Raw genomic sequence first — 14111 nt, 5'->3', positions numbered from 1 at the left:
TTTCAAACTCGAATGATAGTTGTACTAAAGTACAGTCACACGCTGTATTTTCTCATATGGAGAGCGGTGATTACCGCATTATAGCGTTGGTTTCAACCCACCCAGTACCACCAATAAGCCGTAGCAAATCGGTTAATCCCTCATAAATAAACTCGCACTTTTCAGCCATCCATTATCAATATGCTGTCATGCAGATGTCAGGTACGTCATCGCTATAACTGCGATTCATTGCACCAATCTGTATCGGTTACGGGCCCGATCTCAGGGCCCTGAGATAGATATCAACCCATCAGAACCGAGCGCTGACGCCGACGTTATACATAAACTGTTCGCCGCTGCTCAGGCCACCGGTCTGTGAAACGGTGGCGAACGCCGCCACCTGATCGGTCAGCGGCATGTTCGCCCCCAGCGTCACATCCACCCAGTTTTTATCCTGATTGGCGCTGTCGCGGGTGAAAGAGGTTTGTGTGGATTTCAACCCGCCGCCGGCCCGATAAACATCATCACCAAATTGATGCTGATAGCTCACCTCGGCATACGGATTAAACAGGCCAAAGTTGCTGTCTAACCGCCAGCCCAGCGCACCAATCTGCGAATGGTAGGTCTGGTCGTTAAACCGCATGGCGGTGCTGTCGTTGCCGTCCTCGCTGTAACCGGAGACATTGCTGTAATCCCAGGCGAACTGCGCCATCGGTCCGGTGGTCAGGTAAGAGGTCACCGGGAAGTCATAGCCGGCGGTGACCCGTGCGCCCCACTGTTTACCGTCGGTGCTGCCGGTTTCGGTGCGATTTAACGCCCCAAGCTGCATGCTGCGGCGAATATCATCGTAATCCATCGTCGCGTAATGCAAATCGGCATTCACCCAGCCGTGCTCAAACACATCCAGAGCGGTAAAGGCCGAAAACAGCAGGCCACGCGCCTTATAGTCGTAGCGGCTGGAGGGCTGCTGATCGTCATTGGAGCCGGAAATCAGCGCCCCAATTAACCAACCATCGGTCAACTGGTAATCCACCCCGACCGTCAGATTGTGGGTGGTGGCGTTGCCGTCACCGGCTGCCAGATTGGAAGAATAGTCATAGTGTTGCCCGGCATAACCGCCGAACACGCCCAGCGCGCCTTGCGGATTATCACCGTTACGTAACTGTTGAAAACGGCTGTCGAGGGTGGCACGGCTGTCGCGCGCCATGGCCGCCGTCGCCTGATTCAGCGCCACCACCTGCGCTGGGCCGTCCAGTACCGCCTGAATGTAATCGGCAATCAGTTGATGCGCCTGCGGGCTGGGGTGGAAATGGTCGGCAAACAGATAGGATTGGCTACTGTCAAAACCCGGCGTGGCAGAACTGCACACGGCGGAAGAGATGCCCGGCGGACAGGCCATACCGGCGGTATTGGTAAAACCAAACTGCGCCGGGTTGGCAATCGCCTCGCTAAACAGCTTGTTTACGTCGACCCGGACGATATTACCGCTGCCCTGTGCCAGCAGGCGGTCTTCGCTCTGGTTGTAAAAATCGGTCAGTTGCCCGGCCTGAGCACTCAGGTTGTCAAAGGCGGCAATCAACTGTGCCGCAATCGCCTGCTGCACCTGCGGGATGGCACTGCCCTGCGCTGCTGCAGCCGTCAGCGCCTGGTGGATGGCCTGGGTACGCGAATTATTATCCGGCGTAGCCAGTGAGTTAAGGGTCGCGTAGGCCGCCTGTACCGCCGCGTTTTGCACCGGGGTCAGCGCCTGCTGGATAATCAGCTCCATCAGTTGCGGAGTAGAGCCAATATTCGGCACCGTCGGGACGATCACCGTACCGGCACCGGCATTCAGCAAAGAGTGAACCTGCGCTGCGGCGGCCGCGGCACTGTTGTAGGCCACACCCGGCGCGGTTGTCGGGTTTAACGCCGCTGCCGCCAGATCGTTGCCGCCAATCCAGTGGATATACAGTCCGTCACCGTCAGCCCGACCATTGACCCGATTGAGATAGCCCTGTACCTGATCCTGAGTGTTATCCGCCGGGTTGAGCGCCGGGACGGCCACGCCACCGCCAGCGGCATAGTTGTCGCCCCCGTTGTCCGAGGCCACCAGCGCTGCACCGATGCGTTGCGCCAAAACTTCGTCATACAACAGGTGCTTATTGCTGTCGTAGGTAAAGCGGCCATTGTTGCCGGTGTCACTCAGACTGTCGCCAAAGACGTAGAGTTGGTCGTAGGCCAGCACCGGGGTGGTCATACTGCATAATATCGCCACTGCAAGCACCGCCGGGCGGGGCATACTCGTTATTTTTAGAGGCATGAATAGACTCCTGAGAGCCAGCAAATGAAGGAAAACCACTTTTATCATTGGCCTTTTTTTAGTGCCGGCCATCTAGTAAATATTGCTGGCTTTTTCGCCACGTCAAGCCGGCTGATGATAAAACAATCAGGGGCTTGCCAAGTTCACCACTTCGGGCGATGCTTACTGTAAATAAACACAGCACAAGGACAGTCATTATGGTCAATGAACGTTGCGGTTGGGTGACGGCAGATCCGTTATACCTCGAATATCACGACAAGGAATGGGGAGCGCCGACCACCGATGCGCGTGAACTGTTTGAAATGCTCTGTCTGGAAGGACAACAGGCCGGGCTTTCGTGGATCACCGTGCTGAAAAAGCGTGAGAACTACCGTCGCGCCTTCCACAATTTCGATCCTCAGCGGGTGGCAACGATCGATGAGCAAGAGGTGGAAACGCTGCTGCAGGACAGCGGCATTATCCGCCACCGGGGCAAAATCGAAGCCATCATTGCCAACGCCAGGGCCTATCTGGCGATGGAGGCCGCCGGTGAAGATTTCGTCAGCTTTATCTGGACCTTTGTCGACGGCGAACCGCTGCTCAACCGTTGGCAACAACTGAGCGAGGTACCGGCGAAAACCGAACGCTCGGACGCCATGTCCAAGGCGCTGAAGAAACGCGGCTTCAAATTTATCGGATCTACCACCTGTTATGCCTTTATGCAGGCCAGCGGGCTGGTGAACGATCATCTGACAGGCTGCCTCTGCTACCCAAAGCCATAGCGATCCGCCCTTGCCAGCCGGTCGATTTGCCGCGGCTAATGGCCCTGTGGCTGCCCAGCACCATCGCTGCCCATCCGTTCGTTAAGGAAAGCTACTGGCTGGAAAGCGCAATGCTGGTACGGGAGAACTACCTGCCGCGAGCACACAGTTGGGCGTATTGGCATCAAGGGGAGATCGTCGGCTTTATCAGCGTGTTGGATCAACGCTTTATTGGCGCGCTGTTTGTTGACCAGGCGTTTCACGGCCGTGGCGTCGGTCAGGCACTGATGGCGCATGTCCAACAGCGCTACCCCCGGCTGAGCCTGGAGGTCTATCAGCAAAATCTGCGCGCCTGTGCGTTCTACCACAAGCAGGGTTTCCAGGTGACCCAGCGCCTGTTAAATGAAGAAACTCAAGCCTATACGTTGATCATGAACTGGTCCGCCACCGTTTGATTTTTGTCACTTCTGGCTAAAAACAACGCATCCCGCACCGGGGTGCGTTCAATTCAGAATCCGCTGCATGGTATTCCCCTCCGTTTTGCCGGATAACAGGCGCAGCCCGTGAGCCGCTTATAATTTGTCACGTTTTTTTCCGGAACTGCCGGAGAGGATACGCGTCATAGTAGCGCCGCAATCTGGCATGCCAGGCGGCCACGGTTTTTTTAGCGTCCCCCAGCTTGGACTGACGCACACAGATTTTGATGCCACAAAGGATAAAACATGAAAAAACGCATTGCGATTATTGCCGGCGCGGTGAGCCTGGCGCTCACGCTGTCAGCCTGTACCACCAACCCGTACAGCGGGGAATCTGAAGCCGGTAAATCCGGCATTGGCGCAGGGATCGGCGCGGCATTGGGCGCAGGCGTCGGCATGTTGTCCTCGTCGAAAAAAGACCGCGGCAAAGGCGCACTGATCGGCGCAGCGGCCGGTGCAGCCCTGGGCGGCGGTGCCGGTTATTACATGGACGTGCAGGAAGCCAAACTGCGCGACAAAATGAAAGGCACCGGCGTTAGCGTGACCCGTCAGGGCGACAATATCGTGCTGAACATGCCAAACAACGTCACCTTCGACAGCAGCAGCGCTACCCTGAAACCGGCGGGTGCCAACACCCTGACCGGCGTGGCCATGGTGTTGAAGGAATACCCGAAAACCGCGGTTAACGTGATCGGCTACACCGACAGCTCCGGCTCCCGTGCGCTGAACATGACCCTGTCGCAGCAACGTGCCGACGGCGTTGGCAGCGCGTTGATCACCCAGGGCGTAGCGGCCAACCGCGTTCGCACCTCAGGTGCCGGTCCGGATAACCCGATCGCCTCCAACAGCACCGCTGAAGGCAAGGCACAAAACCGCCGCGTTGAGATCACCCTCAGCCCGCTGCAGTAATCCCGTGCGGGGCGCTATGCCCCGCCGTTTCTGATTCCCCCGGCACTCTGCCATTCAACATTCCGGCTCCGCGTCGGGTGTGTTAGTCTCCTTGGCAATTAACCACAGGGGAGATCGGCTGTGAGCAGTGTTAAGGCAATCCGCGCCTCGGGGCGAGCCACCATCAGCGATGTGGCGAAAACCGCCAAGACCGGTAAAACCAGCGTATCGCGCTATTTGAATGGTGAGCAGCACCTGCTTTCTGACGATCTCAAACAGCGTATTGAACAGGCGATCCTCCAGCTCGACTACCGGCCAAGCCAGATGGCACGCAGCCTGAAGGGCGGACAGACGCGCCTGATTGGCCTGATCATCGCCGATATCACCAATCCCTACTCGGTGGACGTGATGCGCGGCATCGAAGCGGCCTGCCGCCAACACGGCTTTACCCTGCTGGTGTGTAATACCAATAACGAGGTCAATCAGGAGCAGCACTACCTGCAACTGCTCAGCAGCTACCGGGTAGAGGGCATCGTGGTCAACGCAGTTGGCATGCGCGAAGAGGCGCTGTCGACGCTGCAACAATCGATGCTACCGATGGTGCTGATCGACCGCAAAATTCATGATTTCGCCTGCGACGTGGTCGGCCTCGACAATCACGAAGCGGCGACGATTGCCACGGAACACCTGCTGCAACAGGGTTTCGAAGCCATTCTGTTTCTCAGCGAGCCGATCGGCACGGTCAATACCCGGCTGGAACGGCTGCATGCCTTCAACCAAACCATGGCGCAACATGCCGGGCTATTGGCCGAACAGGCCGAAACACCGCTTAACGACGTTAAGCAACTAGAAGCCGTGATCGGTGACTTCAACACCCGTCATCGCGGTATGCGCAAGGCAGTGATTTCCGCCAACGGAGCCCTGACCTTGCAGGTGGCGCGCGCCATGCGCCGTCTGGGTATTCAGTGGGGCAGCGATATCGGCCTGTTGGGGTTTGACGAGCTGGAATGGGCCGAACTGGCCGGGGTGGGCATCACCACCCTGAAACAGCCCACCTATCAAATGGGCCATGCGGCACTTGAGCAACTGGTGCAACGCATTCAGGGCCTGGGTACACCAATCAGCGAACAGATGTTCCCCGGCGAACTGATCGTGCGCGGCTCTACCACCCGATAATTCCCTTCTCTCCGGCAGGAGCGCGGCTTACGGCGCTTCTGCAACGCCCTATTCAGACTATTTTTTGCTCAGGTTCGTGATTGCGATCATATTTTTACATTCTGTCGCTTTCGTCTGGAACCGGTACCATTTAACTTGTGCTTAACAGCAGCGGTGGGAATAACGCCACCTCAGGAGCAAAAAAATGACCAGAGAAATTATCGTGGTGACCGGCGCCTACGGCACCGATACTGTCCAACAGCTCGGCGGCCAGGCCGCTTTACTGCCGATCATCGCCGGTGCAGGCGCCGACGGCGTAGAAATCCGCCGCGAACTGTTTTCTGCCCAGGAGCTACAGAGCCTGCCAGCGTTGGCTCAGGCCATCGAACAACAGCACCTGTTCGTCGTTTACTCCGCACCCGAAGCCCTGTTTACCCCACAGCATACGTTGAACCCCAACCTGCCGGCGCTGCTGGCGGAAGCCCAGACGCTGAATGCGCGCCAGTTAAAATTATCCCTGGGCCACTACCAGCCGGGCTTCGATTTTACCGAACTGAAAGTGGCACTGGAGCAGCATCCGGTCAGCCTGGTGGTTGAAAATGACCAGACCCCTGACTGTGGCATTTTGTCGCTGCTCAATGCCTTTTTCCACGCGGCGGAGGATAACCGTTTGCCGGTCAGCATGACTTTCGATATGGCCAACTGGCACTGGGTGGGGCAAGACGCCTTCGCCGCTGCCGAACGTTTGGCTCGCCACGTCAGCTATGTCCACGTTAAGGCCGCCACCCATGGTCTGCGCGGCTGGCGCGCCGTGGCGCTGGATGACAGTGACGGTAAATGGCGTGAGTTGTTGACCCGCCTGCCACTGGATGCGCCACGCGGCATTGAATTCCCGTTGCAGGGCGACAGTCTGGAAGAAGTGACCCGCTACTACGTTAACCTGCTGCGCGCGGAGTAAAACATCATGAAAATGCTGACAACCGCACATAGCACGCCATTGGACGTCGTCACTCTGGGTGAGGCCATGGCCATGTTTGTGGCAACCCAAACCGGCGACCTGGCGGAAGTGGAAACCTTCACCAAGCGCATTGCCGGTGCCGAGCTGAACGTGGCGATCGGTCTGGCACGTCTGGGCCTGAACGTCGGCTGGGTCAGCCGCGTCGGCAACGACACTTTCGGCCGTTTCACCCTGCAACAATTGAAAAAAGAAGGCATTAACGCCCAGCAGGTGACGGTAGACGGCAATTACCCGACCGGTTTTCAGATCAAATCTAAAACCACCGATGGTACCGATCCCAGTGTGGAGTATTTCCGCAAAGGCTCGGCGGCCAGTCATCTTTCGGCGGACGATTTCAACCGCGATTATTTCGGTTCCGCCCGCCATCTGCACCTGAGTGGCGTGGCCGCGGCCCTGTCCGGCCAGTCGCTGGCGCTGTGTCACCACGCCGCACGTGAAATGCGTGCGATGGGCAAAACCATTTCGTTTGATCCCAATTTGCGTCCGGTGCTGTGGTCCAGCCAACAGGTGATGATCGAGCAGCTGAACAAGCTGGCGTTTGCCGCCGACTGGGTGCTGCCGGGGCTGAAAGAAGGACAAATCCTCACCGGCCAATCAACGCCGGAAGGCATTGCCGATTTTTACCTGGAACGCGGCGTGCAGGCGGTGATCATCAAAACCGGCCCGGACGGCGCCTGGTTTAAAACCGCAGCCGGCGATCAGGCGGCCGTCGCGGCCGTCAAAGTCAGCAACGTGGTGGATACCGTGGGGGCAGGAGACGGTTTTGCCGTCGGGACCATTAGCGCCCTGCTGGAAGGCAAAACGCTGAAACAGGCGGTGCAACGCGGCAACAAAATCGGCTCGCTGGCGATCCAGGCTATCGGCGACAGTGAAGGCTTGCCGACCCGCGCGGCACTGGCTGAATAAATATAACAAGCATAATCGGTTAACCGACTTCTCTGCATGACGTATACCTCTGGCCCTACAACCAGGACGCGTTGAGAGAACACTGAGGAATCTGAACATGAACAAAGCGACTCTCGCGGCTAAACGCTGGTGGTACATCATGCCCATCGTGTTTATCACCTACAGCCTGGCCTATCTCGACCGAGCCAACTTCAGCTTTGCCTCGGCCGCCGGCATCAATGACGATCTGGGCATCACCAAAGGCATGTCATCGCTGCTGGGTGCGCTGTTTTTCCTCGGCTATTTCTTTTTCCAAATCCCCGGCGCGATCTATGCCGAACGCCGCAGCGTTAAAAAACTGATTTTCTGGTGCCTGATCCTGTGGGGTGCCTGCGCCTCACTGACCGGCATGGTCAGTAATATCCCCATGCTGGCCGCTATCCGCTTTATCCTCGGCGTGGTGGAAGCCGCAGTCATGCCGGCGATGTTGATTTACATCAGCAACTGGTTCACCAAATCAGAACGCTCACGCGCCAATACCTTCCTGATCCTCGGTAACCCGGTAACGGTGCTGTGGATGTCGGTGGTTTCCGGCTACCTGATCCACGCCTATGGCTGGCGTGAAATGTTTATCTTTGAAGGTATTCCGGCGGTGATCTGGGCCTTCTGCTGGTGGGTGCTGGCCAAAGACAAACCGGCGCAGGCCAAATGGCTGAACGATGATGAAAAGCTGGCGTTGCAGCAACAGCTGGAAGAAGAACAGAAAGGCATTAAAGCGGTGCGTAACTACGGTGAAGCCTTCCGCTCACGCAACGTGATTTTGCTGTGCGCGCAGTATTTTGCCTGGAGTATCGGTGTGTACGGCTTCGTGCTGTGGTTGCCTTCGATCCTGCGCAGCGGCATGCAGATGGGTATGGTGGAAGCCGGCTGGCTGTCGGCGGTGCCTTACCTGGCGGCTACTATCGCCATGATCCTGGTATCCTGGGCTTCGGACAAAATGCAAAACCGCAAGCTGTTCGTCTGGCCATTGTTGCTGATTGGCGCGCTGGCATTCTTCGGCTCTTACGCCGTCGGTGCCAACCATTTTTGGGTCTCTTACACCCTGTTGGTGATTGCCGGTGCCGCCATGTACGCCCCTTATGGACCTTTCTTCGCCATCATTCCTGAAATGCTGCCGAAAAACGTCGCCGGTGGCGCCATGGCGCTGATCAACAGTATGGGTGCGCTGGGCTCCTTCTTCGGCTCGTGGTTTGTCGGTTACCTGAACGGCGCTACCGGCAGCCCGGCAGCTTCTTATATGTTTATGGCCATTGCCCTGCTGGTGGCGGTGGTGCTGACGCTAATCGTCAAGCCCGCTCGCAACGAGGCCCAACCACAACTGGCTTAGTCTCGTTATAATTTATTTTCTGTTGAATATACCCAATGGATTTCAGGCTGCGGTCTGAAAGACGAAGGGTATTGCTGGAGTTCGTGATGAAGCCTTCTATCGTTTTATACAAAAGCATTCCCGCCGACCTGCGTGAACGGCTGGAACAGCACTTCACCGTGCACGCCTTCGACGGCCTGAACCCGGAAAACCGCGATGAGCTGCGCCAGGCACTGCAACAGGCGGAAGGGATCATCGGTTCCGGCGGCAAAATTGATGAGGCTTTCCTGCAGCAGGCGCCCAAACTGCGTGCAGCCTCAACCATCTCCGTCGGTTACGACAATTTCGACGTTGACGCGCTTAACGCCCATAACGTGCTGCTGATGCATACCCCGACCGTGCTGACCGAAACCGTCGCCGATACCATCATGAGTCTGGTACTGGCAACGGCACGCCGGGTAGTGGAAGTGGCCGCGCGGGTGAAAGCCGGCGAATGGCAGGGCAGTATCGGGGCGGACTGGTTTGGCGTCGACGTGCACCATAAAACCATCGGCATCCTCGGTATGGGGCGGATCGGGCTGGCACTGGCACAACGTGCGCACTTCGGTTTCGGCATGCCGGTGCTGTACAACGCGCGCCGCACTCATGAAGAAGCGGAACAACGTTTTAACGCCCGCCGTTGCGATCTGGATACCCTGCTGGCCGAATCCGATTTCATCTGCATTACGCTGCCGCTGACCGATGAAACCTTCCATATGATCAGCCGTGATCAACTGGCGAAGATGAAAAAGAGCGGCATTCTGATCAACGCCGGTCGTGGCCCGGTGGTGGACGAAGCGGCACTGATCGAAGCGCTGCAGAACGGCACTATCCACGCAGCCGGGCTGGACGTGTTCGAAAAAGAACCGTTGGATGTGTCTTCACCGCTGCTGACGCTGCCAAACGTAGTCGCGCTGCCGCATATCGGTTCTGCGACCCATGAGACCCGCTACGGTATGGCCGAATGCGCCGTCGACAACCTGATTGCCGCATTGACCGGCACAGTCAAAGAAAACTGCGTTAACCCGCAACTACTGAAAAAGTAACTGTCATGGATGCCAGTGGAGTAATAACTGGCATCCATTCAAAATTACCACGCTCTTTTCGGCGGGCGTCTCCGCATATGGAATACCCTGAGAATATGTATTTCATTGTTTTTAATTCTGTACGGGATCAGATAGGGAAAGGTTTTCATCACAATTTCCCGGGTTCCCATTACCCTTCCAGCCCTGCCCAGGGCCGGATTGGCTACCAGCAAGTTCACTAAACGAAAAACCTCCCTGGCGAATTGGGTCGCAACCTGAGGACTCTCTTGGTAAAACCAATCGTACTCATCATCAAAATTGCTTGCGGCTTTCCTTAGCCATTTAATTTTCATTGTTATTCATCACCCCCATCCGCTTGAAGCGAGCCTGCATTTCATCGTCAGAAACAAAATCCTCCTTTTCTGCTTCAAGGATTGCCTGTTGAGTTTCAGCAATCTGCCAGGCTTCACGGCTGATGAAATCCCGAATAGCCTGCCCAGCCAGAAAGGATTTTGTTCTGCCGGTCGCCTTAGCCAAGGCTTCAAGCTGTTCACTGAGATCTTCCGGTAGTCGAACAGACATCACGCTCATAGGTCACCTCACACTACAATGTATACATTGTAATATAGATTAAAAAACCACCGAGTGACAGCCCAGGATCTCCCCCTTCCTTCTCCTCCCCCCGAAATTCCCCGCCGGGATGAGGCTATTTTTTCATCATTAGTCACACTGGACATTACCCTACAATAAAAACGCTTCCTGCCACGCGTAAGGAGAGCCATGAAACGCCTGACCCTTCCCCTGCTGATGCTGCTGTCACCGGCGGCAATGGCGAGCTGGACGCTGCAAAGCTTCCCGGCCTTTGACGAATCCGCCAGCGGCCTGTTCACCAGCCACGCCACCTTACCCAAGGGCGAACTGCCGCTGAAGATTTACCAGGACCAACAGTGCTGGCAGCCAACGGCCACGGCCAAACTGAATCAAACCCTGTCGCTGCAGCCCTGCGGCGATAATCCGCCGGTTAACTGGCGGCTGTTCCGCGCCGGTGAATACCAGGTGCGTATCGATACCCGCAGCGGAACGCCGACGTTGCAGCTCAGCCTGAAAACAGCGCCGGAAACCGCCACCGCTTCGGTGGCACACACCTGCCAACGCTGGGACGGCAAGCCGCTCACGCTTGACGTTTCGGGCACCTTTGCCGAAGGCGAAACGCTGCGTGATTTCTATTCTGGCCAAACGGCGAAGGTCAGCCAGGGCAAAGTCACCCTGCAACCCGCCGCAGGCAGCGGAGGATTACTGTTGCTGGAGTCGGCAAGCAGCGAGAAAGCCGCCCCGTTCAACTGGCACAACGCCACCGTCTACTTCGCCCTGACCGACCGCTTTGAGAACGGTAACCAGGCCAATGACCACAGCTACGGCCGCCGCAGTGACGGCATGCAGGAAATAGGCACCTTCCACGGCGGCGATCTGGCCGGCCTGACGCAAAAGCTCGATTACCTGCAACAGCTCGGCGTCAATGCGCTGTGGATCAGTTCACCGCTGGAGCAAATCCACGGCTGGGTCGGTGGCGGCACCAAGGGCGACTTCCCGCATTACGCCTATCACGGGTACTACGCGCTGGACTGGACCCGACTCGATGCCAACATGGGCAGCGAGCAGGATCTGCGTACACTGGTTGAGCAGGCGCACCAGCGCGGGATCCGCATTCTGTTTGACGTGGTAGTCAATCATGTCGGTTACGCCACGCTGGCGGATATGCAGACCTTCCAGTTCGGCTCGCTGTATCTGAAAGGCGCGGAGATCGAAAAAACGCTGGGTAAAAACTGGGGGGACTGGCGACCGGCCGCAGGCCAAAACTGGCATAGCTTCAATGATTACATCAACTTCAGCGATAAGGCCGGTTGGGACGCCTGGTGGGGCAAAAACTGGATCCGCACCGATATCGGCGACTACGACTCGCCGGGCTATGACGACCTCACCATGTCGCTGGCCTTCCTCCCGGACATCAAAACTGAAGCGCCCGGTGCCAGCGGTCTGCCGCTGTTTTATCACCACAAACCCGATACTGCCGCACGGGATATTCCCGGTGCCACTACCCGCGACTACCTGACCACCTGGCTCAGTCAATGGGTGCGCGACTACGGCATTGACGGCTTCCGCGTCGATACCGCCAAGCACGTTGAGAAACCGACCCTGGCGCTGCTGAAACAGCGTGCCACGGCGGCGTTGGCCGAGTGGAAAGCCGCCCATCCGCAGCAGGCGCTGGATAACGCCCCGTTCTGGATGACCGGCGAAGCCTGGGGACATGGCGTGATGAAAAGCGACTATTACCAGAACGGTTTCGACGCGATGATCAATTTTGATTTCCAGGATCAGGCGTCGCAGGCTCTGGGCTGCTTCTCCAGCATCGATGCCACCTATCAACAGATGGCCGACAAGCTACAGGATTTCAACGTGTTGAGTTATATCTCCTCGCACGATACCCGGCTGTTCTTCGCCAGTGACGCCAAAGGGTCGCTGCCGCTGCAACAGCGCGCCGCCGATCTGCTGCTGCTGGCCCCCGGCGCGGTACAGATTTACTACGGTGATGAAAGTGGCCGTCAGCTTGGCCCGACCGGTTCGGATCCGCTGCAGGGTACCCGTTCCGACATGAACTGGCGCGAACTGCAGGGCGACAAAGCCCCCCTGCTGACGCACTGGCAGCGACTGGGACAATTCCGCGCCCGCCATCCGGCGATCGGTGCCGGCACACAGCAGTCGCAGCAAACGGCGCACTACTACGCTTTCAGCCGCCGGCTCGGCGACGATAAGGTGATGGTGGTGTGGGTCGGCGATCGGTCAGATTAATTCAGCGGAATATGCTGCGAAACAACCATCGGGTGAAATTTACTCCCGGTGGTTGTTTTGTGAACTGCATTGCACCGAAAATTGTCTGGCGGTATGGTGGGCGATTACCTGCTAAAAACAATACAGCTGCACCTATGACTTTTTCACTTTTCGGCGACAAATTTACCCGTTACGCGGGCATTACCCGTTTGATGGATGACCTGAACGAAGGCCTGCGCACCCCCGGTGCCATCATGCTTGGCGGCGGTAATCCGGCGCAAATTCCAGAGATGGAAAGCTACTTCAAACAGCTGTGTCAGGAGATGCTCGACCAGGGCAAACTGACCGAGGCGCTGTGTAACTATGACGGCCCGCAGGGCAAAGACGCCCTGCTGAAAGCGCTGGCCAAACTGCTGCGCGACGAACTGGGCTGGCAGATCTCACCACAGAATATTGCACTGACAAATGGCAGTCAGAGCGCGTTTTTCTACTTGTTTAACCTGTTTGCCGGTCGCTATGCCGACGGCAGCCGCCGCCGCGTGTTGTTCCCGCTGGCACCGGAATATATTGGCTATGCCGATGCCGGGTTGGACGAAGGGCTGTTTGTCTCGGCCAAGCCCAACATCGAGCTGCTGCCTGAAGGCCAGTTTAAGTATCACGTTGATTTCGAACACCTGAACATCGGCGATGATATCGGCATGATCTGCGTATCACGCCCGACTAACCCTACCGGCAACGTGATCACCGACGAAGAGCTGATGAAGCTCGACCGGTTGGCACAGCAGCGCAATATTCCGCTGGTAATCGATAACGCCTATGGCGTGCCCTTCCCTGGCATTATCTTCAGCGATGCGACGCCGCTGTGGAACCCTAACATCATTCTATGCATGAGCCTGTCGAAACTCGGCCTGCCCGGCTCACGCTGCGGCATTGTGATCGCCGATGAGAAGACCATCAGCGCCCTGACCAACATGAACGGTATCATCAGCCTGTCACCGGGCAGCATCGGACCGGCAATGGCCACGGAAATGATTGAACGCGGCGACCTGCTGCGGTTGTCAAACGAGGTGATCCGCCCGTTTTACCAACAGCGTGTCGAGCACACTATCGAGATTATTCGCCGTTACCTGTCACCGGAGCGCTGCCTGATCCATAAACCGGAAGGGGCGATTTTCCTCTGGCTGTGGTTCAAGGATCTGCCGATCACCACCGAACTGCTGTATCAGCGCCTGAAAAAACGCGGCGTGCTGATGGTGCCGGGTCACTACTTCTTCCCGGGGCTGGAGCACGAATGGCCGCATACCCATCAGTGCATGCGGATGAACTACGTGCCGGATCCGGAGAAGATTGAGCGTGGCGTGGCAATTCTGGCGGAAGAGATCGAACGCGCGCACCAGGACGCAGGCTGATCGTTG

Annotated in this window: 13 protein-coding genes; 10 read left to right on the top strand and 3 right to left on the bottom strand. The window is 57.3% G+C overall.

The annotated features are described in order from the left end of the window. Positions 1 to 289: 289 nt before the first annotated feature. Entirely contained in the window at positions 290 to 2278 is a 1989-nt protein-coding gene (locus tag NHG65_RS00165; protein WP_219015050.1) for an autotransporter outer membrane beta-barrel domain-containing protein, read from the bottom strand. 197 nt (positions 2279 to 2475) lie between these two features. On the opposite strand from NHG65_RS00165, the gene NHG65_RS00160 reads away from it, so the two are divergent. The 8 genes from NHG65_RS00160 (at position 2476) to ghrB (ending at position 9891) form a co-directional block, all read left to right on the top strand. Next, positions 2476 to 3039, top strand: a complete 564-nt coding sequence (locus tag NHG65_RS00160; RefSeq protein WP_207978710.1) for a DNA-3-methyladenine glycosylase I — start codon at positions 2476 to 2478, stop codon at positions 3037 to 3039. 38 nt (positions 3040 to 3077) lie between these two features. Beyond that, positions 3078 to 3473, top strand: coding sequence for an N-acetyltransferase (locus NHG65_RS00155; protein WP_499182816.1), 396 nt, complete (start codon positions 3078 to 3080; stop codon positions 3471 to 3473). Between the two features lie 267 nt (positions 3474 to 3740). After that, positions 3741 to 4403, top strand: coding sequence for an OmpA family lipoprotein (locus tag NHG65_RS00150; RefSeq protein WP_099065701.1), 663 nt, complete (start codon positions 3741 to 3743; stop codon positions 4401 to 4403). A 138-nt stretch (positions 4404 to 4541) separates the two neighbouring features. After that, a complete protein-coding gene (locus tag NHG65_RS00145; protein ID WP_129937809.1) occupies positions 4542 to 5558 on the top strand; it encodes a LacI family DNA-binding transcriptional regulator in 1017 nt (338 codons plus the stop codon). A 184-nt stretch (positions 5559 to 5742) separates the two neighbouring features. Beyond that, positions 5743 to 6495: a sugar phosphate isomerase/epimerase family protein gene (locus tag NHG65_RS00140; protein ID WP_099065699.1), complete on the top strand. Its 753-nt coding sequence runs from the start codon at positions 5743 to 5745 to the stop codon at positions 6493 to 6495. Between the two features lie 6 nt (positions 6496 to 6501). After that, positions 6502 to 7461 carry a sugar kinase gene (locus tag NHG65_RS00135; protein WP_099065698.1) on the top strand — a complete coding sequence of 320 codons (960 nt, stop codon included), beginning with the start codon at positions 6502 to 6504 and terminating at the stop codon, positions 7459 to 7461. Between the two features lie 97 nt (positions 7462 to 7558). Continuing rightward, a complete protein-coding gene (locus NHG65_RS00130; RefSeq protein WP_112349451.1) occupies positions 7559 to 8827 on the top strand; it encodes an MFS transporter in 1269 nt (422 codons plus the stop codon). A gap of 86 nt (positions 8828 to 8913) precedes the next feature. Further along, a complete protein-coding gene (ghrB, locus tag NHG65_RS00125; RefSeq protein ID WP_499182815.1) occupies positions 8914 to 9891 on the top strand; it encodes a glyoxylate/hydroxypyruvate reductase GhrB in 978 nt (325 codons plus the stop codon). Positions 9892 to 9935: 44 nt separating this feature from the next. Here the strand turns inward: ghrB and NHG65_RS00120 are convergent, their stop codons facing one another. Together NHG65_RS00120 and NHG65_RS00115 are read right to left on the bottom strand one after the other, a co-directional pair. Further along, positions 9936 to 10223 (bottom strand): type II toxin-antitoxin system RelE/ParE family toxin, encoded by a 288-nt coding sequence (locus NHG65_RS00120; protein ID WP_207978714.1) that lies wholly within the window; start codon positions 10221 to 10223, stop codon positions 9936 to 9938. Beyond that, positions 10213 to 10461 carry a CopG family ribbon-helix-helix protein gene (locus NHG65_RS00115; RefSeq protein ID WP_499182814.1) on the bottom strand — a complete coding sequence of 83 codons (249 nt, stop codon included), beginning with the start codon at positions 10459 to 10461 and terminating at the stop codon, positions 10213 to 10215. The genes NHG65_RS00120 and NHG65_RS00115 overlap by 11 nt, the downstream gene beginning before the upstream one ends. Positions 10462 to 10650: 189 nt before the next feature. Here NHG65_RS00115 and NHG65_RS00110 point away from each other — a divergent pair, with 189 nt between their 5' ends. Both NHG65_RS00110 and NHG65_RS00105 read left to right on the top strand, forming a co-directional pair. Then, entirely contained in the window at positions 10651 to 12717 is a 2067-nt protein-coding gene (locus NHG65_RS00110; protein WP_499182813.1) for an alpha-amylase, read from the top strand. Positions 12718 to 12851: 134 nt separating this feature from the next. Next, positions 12852 to 14105 (top strand): valine--pyruvate transaminase, encoded by a 1254-nt coding sequence (locus NHG65_RS00105; protein WP_207978718.1) that lies wholly within the window; start codon positions 12852 to 12854, stop codon positions 14103 to 14105. Positions 14106 to 14111: the final 6 nt, after the last annotated feature.

The organism is Serratia myotis, from assembly GCF_027474885.1.
Classification (GTDB): Bacteria; Pseudomonadota; Gammaproteobacteria; order Enterobacterales; family Enterobacteriaceae; genus Serratia; species Serratia proteamaculans.
This window is presented reverse-complemented; position numbering and strand designations above follow the sequence as displayed.